This window comes from Salinivibrio sp. VGrn1 (assembly GCF_009377995.1).
Lineage (GTDB): Bacteria > Pseudomonadota > Gammaproteobacteria > Enterobacterales > Vibrionaceae > Salinivibrio > Salinivibrio siamensis.
In genome coordinates this window covers 68,969-89,085 of record NZ_SATA01000003.1, presented here as the reverse complement: position 1 = coordinate 89,085, position 20,117 = coordinate 68,969, and the positions used below count along the sequence as shown (strand labels likewise).

Annotated in this window: 21 protein-coding genes; 15 read left to right on the top strand and 6 right to left on the bottom strand. The window is 51.4% G+C overall.

Features of this window, described 5'->3' with window-relative positions; all coding sequences use genetic code 11:
* Nucleotides 1-13 precede the first annotated feature (13 nt).
* The 3 genes from corC to EHW56_RS06075 all read left to right on the top strand — a co-directional run bounded on the left by corC (nt 14) and on the right by EHW56_RS06075 (nt 3,091).
* Nucleotides 14-886 (top strand): CNNM family magnesium/cobalt transport protein CorC, encoded by an 873-nt coding sequence (gene corC, locus EHW56_RS06085; protein ID WP_046073703.1) that lies wholly within the window; start codon nt 14-16, stop codon nt 884-886.
* A complete protein-coding gene (gene lnt / locus EHW56_RS06080; protein WP_370517137.1) occupies nt 873-2,438 on the top strand; it encodes an apolipoprotein N-acyltransferase in 1,566 nt (521 codons plus the stop codon). Before corC ends, lnt begins: the two co-directional genes overlap by 14 nt.
* Before the next feature lie 74 nt (nt 2,439-2,512).
* On the top strand, nt 2,513-3,091 hold the full coding sequence (locus EHW56_RS06075; RefSeq protein ID WP_077578595.1) for a YSC84-related protein: 579 nt from the start codon (nt 2,513-2,515) through the stop codon (nt 3,089-3,091).
* A 95-nt stretch (nt 3,092-3,186) separates the two neighbouring features.
* Here EHW56_RS06075 and EHW56_RS06070 read toward each other — a convergent pair whose 3' ends face one another.
* Nucleotides 3,187-4,356, bottom strand: a complete 1,170-nt coding sequence (locus tag EHW56_RS06070; protein ID WP_152796863.1) for a DUF2066 domain-containing protein — start codon at nt 4,354-4,356, stop codon at nt 3,187-3,189.
* A gap of 260 nt (nt 4,357-4,616) precedes the next feature.
* Here EHW56_RS06070 and EHW56_RS06065 point away from each other — a divergent pair, with 260 nt between their 5' ends.
* On the top strand, nt 4,617-5,867 hold the full coding sequence (locus EHW56_RS06065) for a uracil-xanthine permease family protein (RefSeq protein ID WP_046073706.1): 1,251 nt from the start codon (nt 4,617-4,619) through the stop codon (nt 5,865-5,867).
* 71 nt (nt 5,868-5,938) lie between these two features.
* Here the strand turns inward: EHW56_RS06065 and gltX are convergent, their stop codons facing one another.
* The 3 genes from gltX to zipA all read right to left on the bottom strand — a co-directional run bounded on the left by gltX (nt 5,939) and on the right by zipA (nt 10,621).
* Complete coding sequence (gltX, locus tag EHW56_RS06060; protein ID WP_152796861.1) at nt 5,939-7,363, bottom strand: glutamate--tRNA ligase; 1,425 nt, start codon at nt 7,361-7,363, stop codon at nt 5,939-5,941.
* A gap of 168 nt (nt 7,364-7,531) precedes the next feature.
* Nucleotides 7,532-9,547, bottom strand: a complete 2,016-nt coding sequence (ligA, locus tag EHW56_RS06055) for an NAD-dependent DNA ligase LigA (protein ID WP_152796859.1) — start codon at nt 9,545-9,547, stop codon at nt 7,532-7,534.
* Nucleotides 9,548-9,658: 111 nt separating this feature from the next.
* Nucleotides 9,659-10,621: a cell division protein ZipA gene (gene zipA / locus EHW56_RS06050; RefSeq protein WP_152796857.1), complete on the bottom strand. Its 963-nt coding sequence runs from the start codon at nt 10,619-10,621 to the stop codon at nt 9,659-9,661.
* Between the two features lie 309 nt (nt 10,622-10,930).
* Here zipA and cysZ point away from each other — a divergent pair, with 309 nt between their 5' ends.
* The 5 genes from cysZ to crr all read left to right on the top strand — a co-directional run bounded on the left by cysZ (nt 10,931) and on the right by crr (nt 15,731).
* Nucleotides 10,931-11,689 carry a sulfate transporter CysZ gene (gene cysZ, locus EHW56_RS06045; RefSeq protein WP_046073710.1) on the top strand — a complete coding sequence of 253 codons (759 nt, stop codon included), beginning with the start codon at nt 10,931-10,933 and terminating at the stop codon, nt 11,687-11,689.
* A gap of 171 nt (nt 11,690-11,860) precedes the next feature.
* Nucleotides 11,861-12,829 (top strand): cysteine synthase A, encoded by a 969-nt coding sequence (gene cysK, locus EHW56_RS06040; protein WP_046073711.1) that lies wholly within the window; start codon nt 11,861-11,863, stop codon nt 12,827-12,829.
* Nucleotides 12,830-13,146: 317 nt separating this feature from the next.
* A complete protein-coding gene (gene ptsH / locus EHW56_RS06035; protein WP_046073712.1) occupies nt 13,147-13,404 on the top strand; it encodes a phosphocarrier protein Hpr in 258 nt (85 codons plus the stop codon).
* A 50-nt stretch (nt 13,405-13,454) separates the two neighbouring features.
* Nucleotides 13,455-15,182 (top strand): phosphoenolpyruvate-protein phosphotransferase PtsI, encoded by a 1,728-nt coding sequence (gene ptsI / locus EHW56_RS06030; RefSeq protein WP_152799418.1) that lies wholly within the window; start codon nt 13,455-13,457, stop codon nt 15,180-15,182.
* Nucleotides 15,183-15,221: 39 nt separating this feature from the next.
* Nucleotides 15,222-15,731, top strand: a complete 510-nt coding sequence (crr, locus tag EHW56_RS06025) for a PTS glucose transporter subunit IIA (protein WP_046073714.1) — start codon at nt 15,222-15,224, stop codon at nt 15,729-15,731.
* 72 nt (nt 15,732-15,803) lie between these two features.
* On the opposite strand, the gene EHW56_RS06020 is transcribed toward crr, so the two are convergent.
* Nucleotides 15,804-16,253: a DUF2919 family protein gene (locus tag EHW56_RS06020; protein ID WP_158011352.1), complete on the bottom strand. Its 450-nt coding sequence runs from the start codon at nt 16,251-16,253 to the stop codon at nt 15,804-15,806.
* A 121-nt stretch (nt 16,254-16,374) separates the two neighbouring features.
* On the opposite strand from EHW56_RS06020, the gene EHW56_RS06015 reads away from it, so the two are divergent.
* Together EHW56_RS06015 and EHW56_RS06010 are read left to right on the top strand one after the other, a co-directional pair.
* Nucleotides 16,375-16,725 carry a DUF2956 domain-containing protein gene (locus EHW56_RS06015; RefSeq protein ID WP_046073715.1) on the top strand — a complete coding sequence of 117 codons (351 nt, stop codon included), beginning with the start codon at nt 16,375-16,377 and terminating at the stop codon, nt 16,723-16,725.
* A 65-nt stretch (nt 16,726-16,790) separates the two neighbouring features.
* Nucleotides 16,791-17,174 carry a DUF1499 domain-containing protein gene (locus EHW56_RS06010; protein ID WP_172969990.1) on the top strand — a complete coding sequence of 128 codons (384 nt, stop codon included), beginning with the start codon at nt 16,791-16,793 and terminating at the stop codon, nt 17,172-17,174.
* Here EHW56_RS06010 and EHW56_RS06005 read toward each other — a convergent pair.
* Nucleotides 17,171-17,449 carry a helix-turn-helix domain-containing protein gene (locus EHW56_RS06005; RefSeq protein WP_025740011.1) on the bottom strand — a complete coding sequence of 93 codons (279 nt, stop codon included), beginning with the start codon at nt 17,447-17,449 and terminating at the stop codon, nt 17,171-17,173. The two genes, EHW56_RS06010 and EHW56_RS06005, sit on opposite strands and share 4 nt — an antisense overlap.
* 224 nt (nt 17,450-17,673) lie before the next feature.
* On the opposite strand from EHW56_RS06005, the gene EHW56_RS06000 reads away from it, so the two are divergent.
* The 4 genes from EHW56_RS06000 to EHW56_RS05985 are packed head-to-tail and all read left to right on the top strand — an operon-like array spanning nt 17,674 to nt 20,067.
* Nucleotides 17,674-18,018 carry an ArsC family reductase gene (locus EHW56_RS06000; protein WP_046073717.1) on the top strand — a complete coding sequence of 115 codons (345 nt, stop codon included), beginning with the start codon at nt 17,674-17,676 and terminating at the stop codon, nt 18,016-18,018.
* 38 nt (nt 18,019-18,056) lie between these two features.
* A complete protein-coding gene (dapE, locus tag EHW56_RS05995) occupies nt 18,057-19,190 on the top strand; it encodes a succinyl-diaminopimelate desuccinylase (RefSeq protein WP_152796849.1) in 1,134 nt (377 codons plus the stop codon).
* Nucleotides 19,118-19,885: a M15 family metallopeptidase gene (locus EHW56_RS05990; RefSeq protein ID WP_046073719.1), complete on the top strand. Its 768-nt coding sequence runs from the start codon at nt 19,118-19,120 to the stop codon at nt 19,883-19,885. Before dapE ends, EHW56_RS05990 begins: the two co-directional genes overlap by 73 nt.
* On the top strand, nt 19,873-20,067 hold the full coding sequence (locus EHW56_RS05985) for a DUF2897 family protein (protein ID WP_046073720.1): 195 nt from the start codon (nt 19,873-19,875) through the stop codon (nt 20,065-20,067). The genes EHW56_RS05990 and EHW56_RS05985 overlap by 13 nt, the downstream gene beginning before the upstream one ends.
* The last annotated feature ends 50 nt before the right edge of the window (nt 20,068-20,117 follow it).

The following is a 20,117-nucleotide window of genomic DNA, read 5'->3' as shown; positions in this document are numbered from 1 at the left end:
TGAATGAAACTGAATGAACGACGATAATTCGCAAAACTCAGACGGTCCGAGTAGGAAGACCTTCTTCGAGCGGCTGGGTCAGTTTTTCCAAGCTGATCCAAAAGACAGACAAGAGCTGGTGGACGTGTTCCGAGACTCAGAGCAAAACGCCCTGATCGATCACGACACACGGGACATGCTGGAAGGTGTGATGCAAATCTCTGACATGCGTGTGAGAGATATCATGATACCCCGCTCGCAGATGGTAATCGTTGAACGATCGCAGTCATTGGAAGCGATCATTAATATTATTATTGATGCCCAACACTCTCGTTATCCTGTGATCAGTGATGACAAAGACCATGTTGAAGGCATTTTGCTTGCGAAAGATTTGTTGCGCTACCTGCGCCCAGATGCCGAAGACTTTGACATCGAAAAAGTGTTACGCCCTGTTGTGGTGGTGCCTGAGAGTAAACGGGTTGACCGTCTACTCAAGGAGTTCCAAGAAGAGCGCTACCACATGGCGATTGTCATTGACGAGTTCGGGGGCGTGTCAGGGGTAGTGACCATTGAAGATATCTTAGAAGAGATCGTCGGTGAAATCGAAGACGAGTACGACGACGAAGAGGAGCAGGAAATCCGCCAGCTCAGCCGTCATACTTTCTCGGTCAAAGCCCTGACGACCTTGGAAGACTTTAATGAACACTTTGGCGCTCAGTTCCAAGACGATGTGGTCGATACCATCGGTGGTCTGGTAATGACCAGCTTTGGCCATCTCCCTGATCGTGGTGAAGAAGTCGATATTGGTGATTATCACTTTAAAGTGACGGCCGCCGATAGTCGTCGTATCATTCAGCTACAAGTCACCGTCCCAGACAGTAGCGAAACAAACAGTGAAAACGCCTAACCGTTTACGCCAAAGCGGGCAGTCATTACTGGCTGCCGCTTTTGGTGCCAGCGCCACCCTCGCCTTTTCTCCCTTCTCGTACTGGCCATTGATGCTGGTTGCCTTGTGGGGCTTATTCACCCTGCTACAAAACGCCTCGCCCAAGCGCAGTGCGTGGTTGGGATTTTGCTGGGGGCTGGGCCAATTTACTACCGGCGTTAGCTGGGTTTACGTGAGCATTGACCATTTTGGTGGCATGCCGGCCATTGCTGGCTTGTCATTAATGGGCCTGCTGATTGCCTATCTCTCCCTCTATCCGGCGTTATTCGGCGCATTGGTCAACAAACTGCCCAGTCGCCAGCCGGGTATTAAGTGGTTAATCCTCGCACCCGCCTTATGGCTTGTGATTGATTGGCTTAGAGGCTGGGTATTTACCGGCTTTCCTTGGCTTTGGCCTGGCTACAGCCAAATCGACAGTCCACTGGCTGGCATTGCCCCTGTGCTCGGCGTGCAGGGGATCACGCTTGTCTTGGCTATACTGGCTGGCCTACTCGCGCTCATCACACCTCTCTGGGGCCAGTGGCAAGGACAAGCACGCTATGGTGCCGTCGCCGCCGGGTTAGGGCTTATCGCGGTTAGCTATGGCCTCGGTACGATTCAATGGGTCACAAAAACCGACCAACAGCAGCAGATTTCGTTAATTCAAGGCAATGTGCCGCAAGCGCTGAAATGGCGTCCCGATCAGCGCTGGCCAACGCTGATGAAGTACCTAGATTTAACCCGCCAGCATTGGGACAGTGATGTCATTATTTGGCCAGAAGCCGCCGTCCCGGCCCTGGAGCGCGAACTGCCCCGCTTTTTCTCTCAGCTTGATCAAGCCGCCAAGCATAACCAAACCACGGTGATCACAGGCGCGCTCGACCAAAATGAACAGGGCGCGTATTTTAACAATGTACTGGCACTGGGTGCAGGGACACCCGAGTATCGCTATCCGGCCCCCACCCAGTACAGCAAACATCATTTGCTACCGTTTGGCGAGTTTGTGCCATTTGAGGCACTATTACGCCCGCTCGCCCCGCTATTTAACCTGCCGATGTCGTCATTTTCACCGGGCGAGCCGGTTCAACCTGCCCTGCCCGCCAACGGCTGGGACTATATCACCGCGCTTTGCTATGAAATTGCCTTTCCCGCGCAGATCCGCGACAACTTGAATGCCGACAGTGACGCCATCATTACACTGTCGAATGACGCATGGTTTGGTCGCTCGATTGGCCCTTGGCAACACCTTGAAATTGCACGCATGCGCGCACTCGAGTTTGGCTTGCCAGTGATACGCGCGACCAATAACGGTGTGACAGCCTTGATGGACGAGCACGGCCAGATTCAAACTACCCTGCCGCAATTTGAAACCCAGGTGCTCACCACGCAAGTCACCCGCACCCGAGGGGAAACGCCTTACCGCCAATGGGGCAATGCCCCGCTATGGCTTTGGATACTGATAAGCGGGTGTATCGGTTTCATTGCGTGGCGTCGCGATCCCAGCCGGCAAGCGAAAATATCGACAAACCTCTGACATTATCCGCGAGAAACTGACGTAATCTGATTGCGCTTTTGGTCATTTTCATTGACGCCATAAGGAGATCAAACATGTTACGTCTTTCTCATCGCTGGTTAGCGTTGGTCATTGTCGCATTGACGGCATTGACCGGTTGTGCGGCTAGCTCGCAGCAAGATCAGGTTCGTCAAGCCAACCTCGCGCGCGAACAATTTAAGCAGTACCCACAAACACAACCCTTTTTTGATAACGCCTACGGCTATGCCGTCTTCCCTTCTGTCGGCAAAGGGGGTTTTTGGGTAGGCGGTGCCTATGGTAAGGGCGTCGTTTATCGCCAAGGCTCCCCAGTGAGTGCCGCGGAGCTCAAACAGGTATCGGTCGGGCTGACCTTTGGTGGTCAAGCGTTCAGTGAAATTGTTTTCTTTAAAGACAAAACAGCGTATGACCGCTTTATGCAAGGACAAGTGGAGCTAGGCGCGCAAGCGTCTGCCACCGCATTGACCGAGGGGGCATCGGCGCAAACAGGTACCTCTGGCACCTCAGCCTCCGCCAGTAACCGTCAGTCGAAAGCTTATTACGTCAATGGCCTGACTGTCTTTACCCATGCAAAGGGAGGACTGATGGTAGAAGCTGCCCTCGCCGGTCAACAATTTAGTCCTGCCAACTGGTAGTCATTGACGCGTACAGAGCGTAAACGCCTCATCTGCCCATCAAAAAGGCTAGCCGTGTTGGCTAGCCTTTTTTAAATTGGGTTGTCACTGCACCGTTACGGCTGCCAAACAAACCACAGACGCTTTTCCGCCGACGGTTGTGGGTCGGGAACAAGCGTTTGTGTGCTATCGCTCTCCCCCTGTTCGCCCGCCTTCTCACCTTGCTCCAGCTCAACAGCCGGCTGTGTGGTATGTTGCGCATCGCTGGCAGTTGGCGATGTGTTCGCCGTATAAGCCTCTTGCTCCTGAGAAGTCATTAAGCGCACTTCTCGGTTGGCGGTTAGCTCTTTAATCAGTGCTTGCTGTGACGCGGCCAACTGCGCATCGAATACCAGGGTGTCATCATTAAGCTTGCGTAAATGTACACCTTGTACCGCATTTAAGTTTGCCAGTGTTTTCTCGAGTGCGACATAATCATTGCCGTTATTAATACCACCGACCGCGATCACGACAGACGCACTTTCATCGTTTTGATCGAGGATCACACCGGTTTGCTGCGCGTAATAATCAGCAAGTGAATGAATCATTGCGGCTGCGTTACGCGCCTGACCACGGGTTTGATTGGTTTGCATTTGGTTTGCTTCAGGGAAAAGCTGCCAACGCATGCCTTGGTCAGTCAGTTTGGCAATCACGATACCGTCTGGCTGGTAACGCTCACTGGCCTCTTCAACGGGCTGAATAAATCCGCCCCACAAATCACTGCTCGAAATCGCCATCAAATCATCAAAATCGCCCACAGGGATCAGAACAGGCAACCCACGCAATGCCGACGCTTGACGCAGCTTATCAATCACGGGACGCTCACTTTGCTCCCAAATAATTTGTCGCTCAAGGCCGCGGTCATCCACCAGCCACACCAGTACCGACGGGCGCGGGCTTCCCCACAAAGGTAGCCCCGCTTGACGCAATATTTCCCGTACTTGTTGACTGTCAAACCCAACTTCTAACGTACGCGTCGGTGCCCCACCTGCCGTATCACTCTCGCCGTACCCAAGCTGAGTAATCAAGCTATCTACCTCTTGTAGCGCTTGTTTAACTGCCGGATTGTCGGACAGATTCCGCTGACCGGATACCTTGGTCAGTACCGCGCTTAACCCTTGTTTTTTGGCTGCTTGTTGCGAGGTTTGCGCGCCATTCTCGAGCGGAATGCTGGCGTGATAAAGATCGTTTGCCAGCGCACTTGGCAACCATAGACAGGCAATTAAGGCCAACACAAATCGATTCATAGTCTTTCCACATGGATAAATGGGCGTGGAGCGATCATAAGCTGACAGCTCTAGGTTCAGCAATCCTCATTTGTAAAAAAGATAGGGCAAACGCGATAAAGTGATAGTCGTCGCTGCAAAAAGGCGTATTTCACAATTACCCCTTGCCAATGAAATCCGTTACATCATTTATTTGCTATCGGTCTCACATTTAAAAACATGACAGGAATCACAGAAACGCTTTGTGCTAGCATTGCGCGATTTTTTTTGGAGGTGAGATCATGATGCAAGTTTTACAAGGGGCACAAATGCTGTTCGTCGCATTTGGAGCCTTGGTGTTGGTGCCACTGTTAACCGGGCTTGACCCCAACGTCGCACTCTTCGGGGCCGGGATAGGTACGCTAATCTTTCAAGTTATTACCCGCCGCTCTGTTCCTATTTTTCTCGCCTCTTCGTTTGCCTTCATTGCCCCCATTCTGTACGGCGTTAACAATTTCGGTATTCCTGCCACCATGGGTGGACTGATGGCCGCCGGGGTTATCTACCTCATTATGGGAGGCATCATTCGCCTCAAAGGCGTCGACATTATTCACAAGCTACTTCCACCCGTGGTGGTTGGCCCTGTGATTATGGTGATTGGACTTGGTCTAGCCCCCACCGCCGTCAATATGGCGCTGGGTAAAAGTGGCGACGGCAGTGAGCAACTCATCGCCGGTGATATCGCTATCTGGATTTCCCTGCTTTCATTACTGACCACCATCGCGGTCAGCGTCTTCGCCAAAGGCTTTTTCAAGCTGGTTCCGATTATGGCTGGCATTGCAATTGGCTATGTGGCGAGCCTAGTGATGGGGATTGTCGACTTTACTCAGGTGACAAATGCCAGCTGGTTGATGATGCCCGCCTTTACCTTGCCAGAATTTAACATTAACGCCATTTTATTTATGATCCCCGTGGCGATAGCGCCCGCGGTGGAGCATGTGGGCGATATGCTGGCCATTTCCAACGTCACTCGCAAAGACTACCTTAAAAAGCCCGGCCTTCATCGCACCATGGCAGGTGACGGCGCGGCCACTATCGCCGCATCAATGTTTGGTGCCCCGCCCAATACCACCTACAGTGAGGTCACCGGGGCGGTGATGCTTACCAAAGCATTTAACCCTAAGATTATGACCTACGCGGCGATCACTGCCATCGTGCTCGCCTTTGTGGGTAAACTGGGTGCACTGCTATTAACCATTCCTTTGCCGGTGATGGGCGGTATCATGATCCTACTGTTTGGTTCTATCGCCACCGTGGGCCTCAATACCTTGATTCGCAATCAAGTTGATCTCCACGACTCGCGCAACCTCGCGATTGTCGGCGTCACCTTGGTCTTTGGGATTGGCGGGATGGCCTTCGGCATTGGTGATTTCAGCTTACAAGGCATCAGCTTGTGTGGTTTAGTGGCCATCGTGCTCAATCTTGTCCTACCGCGAAAAATGGGCGAGAACCACATTGTTGATAGTGCGCAGATGGAAGAAGAGTCACATTAAGACAGGCGATGACAAACTAAAAAAGGGCGCCGCAGCGCCCTTTTTTGATTGTGCCGCAGTGTCACGACTTTTTAGCTTTGTGCGGCTCGAGCTTCAACCACTTTGATGGCTTGATCGATACGCGCCACCACACGGTCTTTACCAATCAGGTGCATCACCGCATCCACCGACGGAGATTGACCGCCGCCTGTAACCGCAACACGCAATGGCATCCCGACTTTGCCCATGCCCACGTCTAGCTCTGCACAGGTATCCGCAATCACCGCTTTCAGAGCATCAACCGTCCACTCGTCCAGCGCTTCAATCTTGCCTTTTGCCACTTGCAGTGGTTCAAGCGCCACTGGGCGAAGGTGTTTCTTGGCGGCGGTTGCCTCAATCTCATCAAAGTCTTGATAGAAATAACGGCTTTGCTCGGCCAGCTCAACCAGGGTGTCACAACGCTCACCCACCAGCTGGATAACCTGGGTCAAAGCTGGTCCTGTCGAGGCATCAATGCCTTGCTGATCCAGGTGCCATTGCAAGTGTGACGCGACCTCAGCTGGATCACCGTTTTTGATGTAATGGTTGTTCAGCCAACGCAGCTTCTCCGTATTGAAGGCAGAGGCTGATTTACTGATCGCCTCTAGGGAGAAGAAATCAATCATTTCTTCCATCGAGAAGATTTCTTGGTCGCCGTGAGACCAGCCCAAGCGCACTAAGTAGTTACGCAGTGCTTGTGGCAAGAAACCTTGATCGCGGTATTGCATGACGCTCACTGCACCATGACGTTTAGACAGCTTGGCACCATCGTCGCCGAGGATCATCGAGCAATGGGCAAACTCAGGGACAGGCGCACCCAGCGCTTCATAAATATTAATCTGACGCGGGGTGTTGTTAATGTGGTCTTCGCCACGCACCACTTGGGTGATCCCCATATCCCAATCATCAACCACCACACAGAAGTTGTAGGTTGGGCTGCCGTCGGTACGGCGGATGATCAAGTCATCAAGCTCGCTGTTCGCAATTTCAATCCGACCGCGGATCTTATCGTCAAACACCACCTTGCCCTCTTTGGGGTTACGGAAACGAATGACGTGTGGGTCGTCAGCGTTTGCTTGGCTGTTGGCCGCCATCACTTTAGGATGATTGGCATCGTAGCGTGCTTTCAAGCCATTCGCTTTTTGCTCTTCACGAATTTCTTCTAGCAGCTCTTTGGGGGCATAACACTTGTAGGCTTTGTCTTCTGCCAACAGCTGATCAACAAGCTCGTTATAGCGATCAAAGCGTTTCGTTTGGTAGTACGGCCCTTCATCCCAATCAAGGCCCAGCCACTTCATGCCTTCTAGAATGGCATCAATAGCTTCTTGGGTTGAACGTTCGATATCTGTATCTTCAATACGCAACACAAATTGACCACCTTGGCTGCGTGCTGCCAGCCAAGAGTAAAGTGCGGTACGCGCGCCACCAACATGCAAAAAGCCGGTTGGGCTGGGGGCAAAGCGGGTTTTAATCGTCATTAGGATCCCTATCCCAGTGCTGAGAATAATATGTAACGGTTAGTTTACCAGTACAGGTAAATTCCACAATCCGGCCATGCCCAGACACGGAACATGGCCATGTAAACTATTGCGCCTGTGCGCGGTTATTCGCTTACACGGCGAAGCGCACAGCGTGATGGGTACAAGCTACTGATTGAGTATGGCAATCATCTGCTCTTCATCGAGCACAGTAACGCCCAAATCTTGCGCTTTGGTCAGTTTGGAGCCTGCCGCCTCTCCCGCCACTAACATGTCGGTTTTTGCCGAGACACTGCCGGTTACTTTTGCGCCCAACGCCTGTAGCGCCGCTTTGGCATCACTGCGAGACATTTGCGATAAGGTGCCAGTCAGGACAATGGTTTTACCGGCTAACGGTTGCGCATCTGGCTCAGAAGGCGCACTGATTTCCGGCCAGTGGATCCCAGTATCCAGCAAGGCTTCTAGCACACTTTGGTTGTGCGGCTCGGCAAAGAAGCGGACGATGTGACCCGCGACGATCGCACCGACATCCGGCACGTTAATGAGTGCGTCTTCATCGGCCGCGCGCAACGCCTCAAGGGTGTGAAAATGCAAAGCGAGATTTTGCGCAGTTGCCTCGCCTACCTCACGAATCCCCAAGGCATAAATAAAGCGTGGCAAGGTGGTGGCTTTGGCTTTTTCCAATGCATCAACCAAGTTTTGGGCTGACTTTGGCCCCATTCTATCTAGCTGCGTCACCCGACCTGGCGTCAAGGTAAAGAGATCAGCGGGGGTTTCTATCAGCTCTTTTTCGATTAGCTGCTCGACGATTTTATCGCCCAAACCGTCAATATCCATTGCCTTACGTGACGCAAAGTGTTTGATCGCTTCTTTGCGCTGCGCCAGACAAATCAAACCACCGGTGCATCGTGCCACTGCTTCTCCCTCGATGCGAGTGACCGCTGAATCACAAACGGGGCACGCATCGGGAAACACAATCGGTTTCGCCTGCTCAGGGCGTCGACTTTCCACCACACCCACCACTTGCGGGATCACATCACCGGCACGGCGGATCACCACGGTGTCACCAATATGAACGCCTAATCGTTCGATTTCATCACCGTTGTGCAAGGTGGCGTTACTGACCGTCACGCCGCCTACAAATACCGGCTCAAGCTTAGCGACGGGCGTAATCGCCCCGGTACGGCCCACTTGGAATTCCACATCGTTAAGGGTGGTGATTTCTTCTTGCGCCGGGAATTTGTAAGCAATGGCCCAACGCGGTGCCCGCGCCACAAAACCTAATCGTTCTTGGCTGGTAATGCTATCAACCTTGATCACCACCCCATCAATTTCGTAGGGCAGCGCATCACGACGCGCCATAATGTCTTGGTAATAGGCTTTCACGCCGTCTAACCCTTCCACCCGTTTCACTTCCGGACTGAGCGCTAGACCCCATTTTTTCAGCTTTTGTAAGCGCTCACTTTGCCCTTGCCCAAACGGGGTCGACATGACACCCACCGCATAGGCATAGAAACTCAATGGTCGGTTGGCGGCAATTTTGGGGTCAAGTTGACGCAGGCTGCCTGCCGCCGCATTGCGCGGATTGGCAAAGGTTTTATCGCCTCGTTTCAATGCCGCTTCGTTGAGTGCTTCAAAGCCCGCTTTCGGCATGAAGACTTCACCGCGCACTTCGAGCCGCGTTGGCCAATCCCCTTTTTGTAGCGTGAGGGGAACATTGCGAATGGTTTTGACGTTGTGGGTGATGTTCTCGCCGGTAGTGCCATCTCCCCGCGTCGCCGCTTGCACCAGCTCACCGTTTTCATAAATCAGGCTCACCGCTAAGCCATCGAGCTTGGGTTCACAGGTGTAGGTCACCGCTTGCTCAGCGTCTAGCGATAGGCGCTCTTTCAAACGACGTTCAAACGCATCCAAATCAGCGGGTTCAAAGGCATTATCAAGTGACAGCATCGCCAGCTCGTGAGTCACGGTTTCAAATGCACTCAGGGGCGCGCCCCCTACCCGTTGGCTTGGCGAGTCACTGGTTACCCATTCGGGATGCTCGGCCTCGATGGCCAATAGGGTTTGCATCAGGCGGTCGTATTCAGCGTCGGGCAGCTCTGGGCTGTCTTCTACATAGTAGCGATAGGCATGATAGTTGAGCTGATACTTTAAATCATCGAGTTGTTGTTTGGTGTAAGCCATGTTTGATTCGTCGTCTGAGCAGAGTCGGTTGCGGGCAAGTATATCTGTAAATCACATACAGCGGGAGCCATGTCCCGCTGTATGCTTAAACCGTGGTCGCGTTAGCGCAGGCTATTTGGCCATGAAGGCTTTGACGCGCTCGCGATATTCATCCAATCGTGATGGCGTCATCATCGTGCGTGAGTCATCCAGCACTAATCCACCTAACTCATCCGCGATTTGCTGGGCCGTTTGCAGCATAAGCTTAAAGTTTTGCTCTGGCTCACCGTAACACGGCAGCGTCATAAAAAAGCTAATGCCAGGCGTTTCAAAGCTTTCGCTATGACTGACATCGAACGTACCGGGTTTGACCATATTGGCCACACTGAACAAGACTTTTCCGCTCCCCGATAGATCAGAGTGACGGTGATAAATGCCCATATCACCAAAACGGAGGCCATATTGCTCAAGGGTCGGGATCAGCTCAAGACCACTGAACACGTCGCTATTGTTCGCATGCACATGCAACACAAGTACTTCGGTCTCATCCGCGGGTTCATCTGCCTTTGGTGGTTCATCACTGGGTTGCGGCTCGCCCTGTTCAGCCGTCTCTGTATCACCTTGATGCACGCTTGGCGCAGGCTCTGATGGCTCATCATCGGCCACCGTAGCGTGTGCCTGCGGCGCCTCTGGTTCTTCGTGAGCTTGACCGGTTACGTGCGGAGTGGCGGCTGAAAGCGAAGGCTCATCATCAGTCGCAGACATTGAAGGATACAGGGTCTGTTCAGATTCAGACACGGTGCCAGTTTGCCCTGCGAATAATGGATCCACTTCAGGTTTATCACCAAAGTTCATCGCGGGCTCTTGGCGCGCAGGCTTATCGCTCTCGCTTTTAGCGCGACTGACAACTCTGACGGCACCAATACCATCTTGGTCAAACTTTTGTTCGTCACTGTCGTCATCCAGTTTTCCCAACGGCTTTTCACCAAACTTGGTCGTCTTTTCTTTCTTGTTTGTCCAGAGGCCATGCAAAAGCAAAGCTGCGATTGCTAGTGCTCCCAACACAATCAGTACAAGGCGCAATTCCTGCATCATCGATTCTCAAATCTATCTATGTTCAGCGTTTTGATTCGCTTATGTCACAACGCCAACCAGTTTGCAAAGGTTTGTGTGATCATAAGCGGGGCCCGTTGGCTGACGCAATGCGTTAATGGTCAACTTAGTTAACTGTATCAAAAGTTGGGGAGAATTTAACGAATCAAGACACACAAATCGTTAAACTTTCCCATTATTGGGTCGTTGTCATCGCAAGGATTCCCCCCGTAATATAGCGCACATCGTTATTTTTGTATCGACCGCATGCATGCGGATTGTTGTGACCTACATTGTTCTCAAGGAGATATCATGGCGAATAATGCTCGCCCCCGTCCCCAAAGTGGTGCTGGCTACCTGTTCCAAGGCTTTTCTCTGATGATGGCCCCCGGCTTACGCCGGTTTGTGATCATTCCTATTTTGATCAATGTGTTGCTGCTTGGCGGCGCGTTCATCTATTTGCTTTCACAAGTTGGTGACTGGATCGATCATTGGATGGCCAGCCTGCCTGAGTGGTTGTCCTGGCTCTCTTTTTTGATTTGGCCTTTGGTGGTGGTTGCTATCTTGGTCGTGTTCTCCTATGTGTTCAGCACGTTGGCCAACTGGATAGCGGCGCCGTTCAATGGTCTATTGGCCGAACACGTGGAGGCAAAGCTGTCGGGAACGCGTGCGCCTGATGATGGCTTGGCTGGCATCATTAAAGATATCCCGCGGGTGATGAAACGAGAATGGCAAAAGCTCGCTTACTACATCCCCAGAGCAATAGGTTTTTTGTTACTGCTGTGGATACCAGCGGTCGGACAAACTGTGGGGCCAGTGATCTGGTTTTTGTTTAGCGCGTGGATGATGGCGATTCAATACTGTGATTACCCGTTTGACAATCACAAGGTATCGTTTCCCGCCATGCGCCAGACCTTAAATCAACAGCGGGGCGCATCGCTTGGCTTTGGCGCCGTGGTGATGCTATTTACCATGACCCCTTTTCTCAATCTACTGGTGATGCCTGCGGCCGTATGCGGCGCGACCGCCATGTGGGTGGATAAGCACAAAGCGTCATTGGGACGCAATTAGTCTGTGATCGTCTACGCGAACGCTCACATCATCGGTGTGGGCTTTTTTCGGTTAACCAATCAGTTATTGGTTAATGTCACAATAAGATATAACCAACCGATCCTTTCAAAACCAAGCAGCAGAGATATGCTTGGAGTGTGATTAAAATCGGTGTCATGAAGGAACGATACAATGGGCAAGATTTACGAAGACAATACACAAACCATCGGAAACACACCGCTAGTTCGCCTAAACCGCGTGGCGAAGCCAAACGTGTTAGCCAAAGTTGAAGCACGCAACCCAAGCTTCAGCGTCAAGTGCCGTATCGGCGCCAATATGATCTGGGACGCAGAGAAAAAAGGCACCCTCAAACCCGGTATCGAATTGATTGAGCCAACCAGTGGTAACACGGGGATCGCACTCGCTTATGTCGCGGCGGCACGTGGTTATAAGCTGACCCTTACCATGCCGGAGTCAATGAGCCTTGAGCGTCGTAAACTGCTTAAAGCCATGGGCGCGAAGCTGGTGCTCACCGAAGCGCCAAAAGGCATGAAAGGGGCGATTGCCAAAGCCGAAGAAATCATGGCAGCAGAGCCAGGCAAATACCTGATGCTGCAACAGTTTGATAACCCCGCCAACCCTGAGATCCATGAAAAAACCACAGGGCCTGAAATCTGGGAAGACACCGACGGTGAAATCGATGTATTTGTTGCCGGTGTTGGCACAGGTGGCACCCTAACCGGTGTTAGCCGCTACATCAAAAACACCAAAGGCAAAGCCATCACCACGGTCGCGGTCGAACCCGCTGAATCGCCAGTGATTGCACAAACGATCGCGGGCCAAGACGTGCAGCCTGCCCCTCACAAAATTCAAGGTATTGGCGCGGGCTTTGTGCCAAAAAACTTGGATGTCACGCTTGTTGACCAGGTGGTCTCTGTCAGCTCAGACGAAGCCATTGCGATGGCTCGCCGTTTGATGGAAGAAGAAGGCATCTTGGGCGGGATTTCTTCAGGTGCAGCCGTGGTTGCGGCAAACAAAATTGCTGAGCTTCCCGAGTTCGCAAATAAGAAGATCGTCACAATTTTGCCAAGTGCAGCAGAGCGTTATCTCAGCTCGCCACTGTTTGCTGGGATGTTCACCGAGCTGGAAACCGAGCAGTAACAGCAGGTTAGCCAACCAGCCTCCATAACCCCCTATTCGCAAAGGCCCAAATTGGGCCTTTTTTGTTTGATTTTTATATTAAGCTTTAGTAAAACACGTCTGCCTTTTTATTTTCCGCATCAAAATAAAAGCCCTCGCGCCTAATGAGTGGAAGGTCAAAAATGGCAAAAAGATGACACGAAATTGACATGGATTAAGCTATCGGGTCGATTTCTTGGTTAGGTTAGCGTCAACGGATAGCGAAGTCGCCCGTTAGCGGTTAAGCTAACCTTATATTTAATACATAGATTTAAAAAAATAGAGAAACGGGGTGAATCATGTATCAGAAGCAAGTTGAGATTACTGCAGAAAACGGCCTACACACTCGTCCAGCGGCGCAGTTCGTCAAAGAAGCGAAAAGCTACGACGCTGACATCACTGTTGAATCTAACGGTAAGAGCGCGAGCGCAAAAAGCCTATTTAAACTTCAAACCCTTGGCTTGACCAAAGGCACTAAGGTGACTATCTCTGCTGAAGGTGCGCAAGCACAACAGGCCGTTGATCACCTAGTAAAACTGATGGACGAGCTGGAGTAATCCGGCTCTTTTTCTATCGGTTTTAAGTTGGATAAACGTAAGGTAAAGCTATGATTTCAGGCATCCTGGCATCACCTGGTATTGCTTTTGGTAAAGCACTGCTGCTGCAAGAAGAAGACGTTGTTATCAATAAAGATAAGATTGCTGCGTCTCAAATCGACAAAGAAATTCAGCGCGTATTGGATGCTCGCGAACAGTCTAAGACGCAACTTGAAGCGATCAAAGACAAAGCAAGGGAGACCTTTGGCGAAGAGAAAGAAGCTATCTTCGAAGGTCACATCATGCTGCTTGAAGATGAAGAGCTCGAAGAAGAGATCGTCAGCTTCATTAAGTCAAACCTAGCAACCGCTGATCACGCAATCTACAGCGTTATCGAAGAACAAGCGGTGACGCTTGAGTCACTCGACGACGATTATCTGAAAGAGCGTGCCGCGGATATCCGTGATATCGGTTCACGCTTCGTCAAAAACGCACTTGGCATCAACATGGTGTCGTTGAGCGCTATCAACGAAGAAGTGATCCTGGTTGCAAACGATCTGACGCCTTCAGAAACAGCACAGGTTGACCTGAATTATGTGCTTGGTTTCATCACCGACATTGGTGGTCGCACTTCACACTCTTCAATCATGGCGCGCTCGCTTGAGCTACCAGCGATTGTAGGCACCAATGATGCAACCAGCAAAGTAAAAAACGGCGACATGCTGGTGCTTGATGCGATTAACAACCAAATCGTTATCAACCCATCAGACCAAGAGCTCAGCAAGTTCAAAGCGATTCGCGATCAACATATCGCCGAAAAAGCGGAACTGGCTAAGCTTAAAGATCTGCCAGCCATCACGCTGGACGGTCACCAAGTCGAAGTGTGCGGTAACGTAGGTACAGTCAAAGACTGTGACGGCGTGAACCGTAACGGCGGTGAAGGTATCGGTCTTTATCGCACCGAATTCCTGTTTATGGATCGCGACTCGCTTCCTACCGAAGAAGAGCAATACCAAGCTTATAAAGCGGTAGCGAAAGCGATTGATGGTCACCCAGTGATCATCCGCACCATGGATATCGGCGGTGACAAAGATCTGCCTTATATGGACTTGCCGGAAGAAATGAACCCATTCTTGGGTTGGCGTGCAGTCCGTATTAGCCTCGATCGTCGCGAAATTCTCCGCGATCAGCTTCGTGCCATTCTTCGCGCATCGGCACACGGTAAAATCCGTGTGATGTTCCCGATGATTATTTCTGTGGAGGAAATCCGAGAGCTGAAAGAAGCGATCGAGACCTATAAAGCAGAACTGCGCCAAGAAGGTCACGACTTCGACGCCGATCTGGAAATCGGTGTGATGGTTGAGACGCCAGCCGCGGCTGCGATCGCTCACCACCTCGCAAAAGAAGTGGAATTCTTCAGCATTGGCACCAACGATTTGACCCAGTACACCTTGGCGGTCGATCGTGGTAACGAGCTGATTTCGCACCTGTATAACCCACTGTCTCCTGCTGTATTGACGGTTATCAAGCAAGTGATTGATGCCTCACATGCGGAAGGTAAATGGACGGGTATGTGCGGAGAGCTTGCAGGTGACGAGAAAGCAACGTTACTATTGATGGGAATGGGTTTGGATGAGTTTAGTATGAGTGCCATCTCTATCCCTCGCATCAAGAAGATTATCCGTAATGCCAACTTTGCTGATGTGAAAGCGATGGCCGACAAAGCACTCACTCTGCCAACTGCGGCAGAAATCGAGGCCTATGTCGAAAAATTTATTGCGGAAAAAACCGCTTGCTAATATACAATCAGCAAAGAATCACTGCTTAGGAGCAACACTATGGGTCTGTTCGACAAACTGAAGAAGTTGGTGTCTGAAGACAGCAACGACGCTAGTGCCATTGAAATTATCGCCCCATTGTCGGGTGAGATCGTCAACATCGAAGACGTGCCTGACGTTGTGTTTGCTGAGAAAATCGTCGGTGATGGTGTTGCGATTAAACCATCGGGCGACAAGATGGTTGCGCCGGTAAACGGCACAATCGGTAAGATTTTCGAAACCAACCACGCTTTTTCAATTGAGTCTGATGACGGCGTAGAGCTGTTCGTGCACTTTGGCATCGACACTGTCGAGCTAAAAGGCGAAGGCTTTAAGCGCATTGCGGAAGAAGGTCAAACGGTGAAAGCCGGTGATACCGTGATCGAATTTGATTTAGGCATGCTCGAAGAGAAAGCCAAATCAACGCTAACGCCGGTTGTTATCTCTAACATGGACGAAATCAAAGAGCTGACTAAGCTCTCTGGTGCCGTCACTGTGGGTGAAACATCTGTATTGCGCGTTACTAAGTAATTAGGTTTACTTAGTGAGGAAAAAACGCAGCCTCGTGCTGCGTTTTTTTATGCCCGGCCGAGTTTGCCCAGTTTATGTGAACTGATAAAAAAAGCGCTTTACGCGCTGGCTTCTCAGCCAATAAAGGCTTGCCCACACTAACCAAAGCCCGTGCAAGGCAAGCAACCAATCAAACCGTCCCCCCGTCATCGTGAGCGTATGCACCACTTGATAGGCTTCCCACGTCCACAATAGCCACACCCACCAATAACCTAAGTGCCAATGCTGTGTTAACCATTCAGGCGCCTTGTCGCAGTTCCCCACCAACAGTAATAGCCCAAGCGGCACCAGGCCAATCCCTAAACTGAGATAAAACGCAGCGGTGTCCGGATAAACCAGCGCAAGCAGCTCGCTGCCCTGCTCTCGGCTGACACCGGCCATCGCCAGTAGCCACCATGCGCGACTTAACAGTAGCAGGCACAGTACGGCGATCTGGGGGGCCTTGATATACCCTTTGTCGTCGAAATGATGAAACGTGTCCATAAGATTTTTGATTGAGAAGTCACGCATTTACCATGGCGACATGCGATAAAAACTGCAAGCGCAAAAGCAAAATTTGTTATCCTAGGGACGAGCCATTTATTTAGCGTTACATGGAGCCCTCATGGCCAAAACAAAAGCCAAAGCAACGATTTCGCCAGAGACGCAACAAGACGCCATGCGCGTTGCCAAAGCCACGCAAAAGCCTGGACAAACCAAGGCTCAGACGAAACTGATTGCTCAAGGGATTGAGAAAGGGATTGCGCAGTACAAAAAAGAACAAAAAGCAAAGGCGCGGGCGCAGGACAAAGCGCGCAAGAAACAGCAAAAACCGACACCGGCTGTCGACCAACTCAGCGAGCCTGCCTCTTCACCGCAGCCTACTGCACAAGATAAAGGGCACAGCCGTTTACCTTGGCTTTTACTCGTCGTAAGCTGGATAGGGTTTATTGGTTACACGCTCGTGGGGGCATAATGGGAAAAAATCTGCTCGGCCTCATTGTACTTTTTACACTGTTCGGCTGCTCGAAAGGAGGCCCCATGGCAAAACAACCGCCTGTCACTGCCTGTGGTGACAGCCCTAATTGTGTTTCAACAGAAGACACGCGCGCGACATTTCAGTTAGCGCCCTTGCCGCTGGCTAACACCGATGTTGCCTTGGCGACCATTGTTGAGAAAATTGCCTCAATGCCAGGTGCTCAAGTGGTTGCAGCCCAAGAAAACTACGCACACTTACGCTTCACCACCCGGGTGCTGCGCTTTGTCGATGATGTTGAAGTCTCACTCAGTGATAACCAGCTCGCGCTTCGCTCTGCCTCTCGTATTGGCTATTACGACTTTGGCGCAAACCGTCGGCGTGCTGATGCCATTCGACGCACACTGGTCGAGGCGAAACTGGTCCGTCGTCCCTCAGGCGATCACTAGTTGATATACGAGCGAATGTCTCGCTTTTTATCCTCGACCCAATCGCGACGAAACGGGCCCCAGTCTTTTAGCTGGTAATAACCATCGTTATGGCGCTTGCCATCTTGGATAAATGTCATATCAATGCCTAGCCCTGACAAAGATTTGAGCACATCCTGGATAGTGCGGCGCGGCCAGCCTGTTGCCTCAATCAAACGCGGAACATTTGGGCGCTCCATCTCTTCTACCAGTGCGGCGAGATACAAGCGCCGAGCGAATACCGGGTTGAGTTCCATACGAACCTCCAACAATTACGAATGATCCCATTATTCATGGCGCCTGCTAAGAGGTTTTGCGTTTGATCAAAACGCCATCAAATCGACGTGCTGCAGGCGCATTTACCCACGCATTTCACACGGTTTTGCGCCATCACATGGCGTACATCCCTGCCGCGCCAAGTATTGCGTTCATTAACCAGTGGTGTCACTCTTAAACCTTTGCCAACAATCACGATAAGACCATGACAACTGTATTTGGGATTAAAAACTGCGACACCCTAAAAAAAGCCCTAAAGTGGTTGGATAACCAAGGTATCGACTACCAATATCACGACTACCGGAAAGATGGCTTAGACGCACAAATGCTGCAAACTTTCGTTGCCGAACTGGGCTGGGAAGCGTTAATCAACAAACGTGGCACCACCTACCGCCAACTAAGCGATGAGCAAAAAGCCCATTTAGACCAAGCCAGCGCTATCGCAATCATGCTCGACAACCCAGCGATCATTAAACGCCCATTGCTCGTACACAAAGGTAGCTATTACCTCGGCTTTAAAGAGAACCAATACGCTGATATTTTCGCGTAATGTGATAGTCGATTCATTTTTGTTGTAAGGAAACCCCGATGACTGACTCTGCCACGCTGGCTTTAGCGAAAGATCTGATAAACCGAGAATCGGTCACGCCGGAAGATGCCGGCTGCCAAGATCAAATGATTGCGCGGTTAGAAGCCTTGGGCTTCACCATTGAGACCATGGTGTTTGAAGATACTACTAACCTTTGGGCCAGACGGGGGACGGAAGGCCCTCTGTTTGCTTTTGCCGGCCACACTGACGTGGTTCCCTCAGGGCCGCGCGAACAATGGCATACACCGCCGTTTGAAGCGACAGTGATTGACGATCACCTCCATGGGCGTGGCGCCGCGGATATGAAAGGCTCATTGGCCGCCATGGTTGTCGCGGTTGAGCGTTTTATTGCCCAGCACCCTGACCACTCTGGCTCTCTCGCGTTTTTAATCACCTCAGATGAAGAAGGCCCGTTTATTAACGGCACTACCCGCGTCGTCGATACCCTAATGGCGCGCGGCGAGAAGATCGATATGTGTATTGTTGGCGAACCGTCTAGCACACACCATGTCGGTGATGTGGTGAAAAACGGCCGTCGCGGGTCCATCACCGGGGATCTCTACGTCAAAGGGACACAAGGCCATGTCGCCTATCCGCATCTTGCCAACAACCCAGTGCATCAGGCGATGCCAGCGCTCACCGAGCTTGCGCAAACACTCTGGGACAAAGGCAATGCGTTTTTTCCCCCCACAAGCTTCCAAATCCCCAATATCGAGGCTGGCACAGGCGCGGCCAATGTCATCCCAGGGGAATGCCATGCGCAGTTTAACTTCCGCTTCAGCACAGAGCTGGACAGTGAAACCATCAAAGAGCGGGTTTACTCGATTTTAGACGCCCATGGGCTCGACTATACCCTTGAGTGGACGCATAGTGGTGACCCTTTCTTAACCGATAAAGGTACGTTATTGGACGCGGTGGTGGCGGCGGTGGAAGAGGTGAATCATCAAACACCGGAACTGCTGACCACTGGCGGCACCTCCGACGGACGTTTTATTGCGCAAATGGGTGCGCAAGTGATTGAGCTGGGCCCGGTGAATGCCACTATCCACAAGGTGAATGAATGTGTCAGTATCCCGGATTTAGAAAAGCTGACGGACATGTATCAAAAGGTGTTGGAGAAAGCACTCCCTTGACCCCAACGTCCGCACAGCTCACTGGCCAAGACGGCTCAGTGCTCGCACCGATCAACAACCAACCTAATGCACCATGCTTGCATCAGGCTGTACTGGCTGATTTTGCCGCCTTACAACAGGCGGCATCACAAGCGGGCTTTACCCTAATGGTCGCCAGCGGCTATCGCTCGTTTGCCCGTCAGTTGGCTATCTGGAATGGTAAATTTAATGGCGAAAAACCGGTGCTAGATGCCGACAGCCAGCCACTGGATATCACGCAACTGTCTGATGATGCGCGCGTCAAGGCAATATTGCGTTGGTCAGCTTTGCCTGGGGCAAGCCGCCATCATTGGGGAACAGATTTAGACGTGTATGACAAGCGTGCACTGGCTCCACATCAAAGGTTGGCGCTCACCCCACCGGAATATGATGATGGCCCTCAGGCCGCGTTTTCTCAGTGGCTTAAAACCCACGCCCCGCAATGGGGGTTCTTCCTTCCTTATGCCGAGGATAAGGGCGGTGTTGCGAGGGAGCCTTGGCATATCAGCCATATCGCCACCAGCGCCACCCTTTTGTCAGCATTTAGCCAAGACATGCTTGCCAACGCGATCGGCAATGCGCCTATTTGTGGTAAACGTACTATTCTTGACCAATTGGATTGGATATATTCAACCTACGTCACCAATCTTTGCGAGGTGGAACAATGGAATGGCTAACCAACCCTTATGTCATTATTGCCATCGTGGTTGCCGTGGTGGTCAGTAATATCATGGCACTCAAGTACACCGCCAACGCAAAGTTTGGCCTTAAGTACAAAGAGAAGCCGGATAAACAGTCGTCATCCAAAGAAAGCGATGCGGGGAATGATCAAGCGCAATCAGACGAGCATAAAGAGTAAATAGCGCCATATTGATGGCGCTATTTTTCGCGCGCAAAAAGCAAACGTTT

Bases quoted from the DNA above. Each gene is read 5' to 3' on its own strand.
- corC (WP_046073703.1), top strand. From the start codon at position 14: ATGAACGACGATAATTCGCAAAACTCAGACGGTCCGAGTAGGAAGACC.
- EHW56_RS06075 (WP_077578595.1), top strand. From the start codon at position 2,513: ATGTTACGTCTTTCTCATCGCTGGTTAGCGTTGGTCATTGTCGCATTG.
- EHW56_RS06070 (WP_152796863.1), bottom strand. From the start codon at position 4,356: ATGAATCGATTTGTGTTGGCCTTAATTGCCTGTCTATGGTTGCCAAGT.
- EHW56_RS06065 (WP_046073706.1), top strand. From the start codon at position 4,617: ATGATGCAAGTTTTACAAGGGGCACAAATGCTGTTCGTCGCATTTGGA.
- gltX (WP_152796861.1), bottom strand. From the start codon at position 7,363: ATGACGATTAAAACCCGCTTTGCCCCCAGCCCAACCGGCTTTTTGCAT.
- ligA (WP_152796859.1), bottom strand. From the start codon at position 9,547: ATGGCTTACACCAAACAACAACTCGATGATTTAAAGTATCAGCTCAAC.
- zipA (WP_152796857.1), bottom strand. From the start codon at position 10,621: ATGATGCAGGAATTGCGCCTTGTACTGATTGTGTTGGGAGCACTAGCA.
- cysZ (WP_046073710.1), top strand. From the start codon at position 10,931: ATGGCGAATAATGCTCGCCCCCGTCCCCAAAGTGGTGCTGGCTACCTG.
- cysK (WP_046073711.1), top strand. From the start codon at position 11,861: ATGGGCAAGATTTACGAAGACAATACACAAACCATCGGAAACACACCG.
- ptsH (WP_046073712.1), top strand. From the start codon at position 13,147: ATGTATCAGAAGCAAGTTGAGATTACTGCAGAAAACGGCCTACACACT.
- ptsI (WP_152799418.1), top strand. From the start codon at position 13,455: ATGATTTCAGGCATCCTGGCATCACCTGGTATTGCTTTTGGTAAAGCA.
- crr (WP_046073714.1), top strand. From the start codon at position 15,222: ATGGGTCTGTTCGACAAACTGAAGAAGTTGGTGTCTGAAGACAGCAAC.
- EHW56_RS06020 (WP_158011352.1), bottom strand. From the start codon at position 16,253: ATGGACACGTTTCATCATTTCGACGACAAAGGGTATATCAAGGCCCCC.
- EHW56_RS06015 (WP_046073715.1), top strand. From the start codon at position 16,375: ATGGCCAAAACAAAAGCCAAAGCAACGATTTCGCCAGAGACGCAACAA.
- EHW56_RS06010 (WP_172969990.1), top strand. From the start codon at position 16,791: ATGGCAAAACAACCGCCTGTCACTGCCTGTGGTGACAGCCCTAATTGT.
- EHW56_RS06005 (WP_025740011.1), bottom strand. From the start codon at position 17,449: ATGGAACTCAACCCGGTATTCGCTCGGCGCTTGTATCTCGCCGCACTG.
- EHW56_RS06000 (WP_046073717.1), top strand. From the start codon at position 17,674: ATGACAACTGTATTTGGGATTAAAAACTGCGACACCCTAAAAAAAGCC.
- dapE (WP_152796849.1), top strand. From the start codon at position 18,057: ATGACTGACTCTGCCACGCTGGCTTTAGCGAAAGATCTGATAAACCGA.
- EHW56_RS05990 (WP_046073719.1), top strand. From the start codon at position 19,118: ATGTGTCAGTATCCCGGATTTAGAAAAGCTGACGGACATGTATCAAAA.
- EHW56_RS05985 (WP_046073720.1), top strand. From the start codon at position 19,873: ATGGAATGGCTAACCAACCCTTATGTCATTATTGCCATCGTGGTTGCC.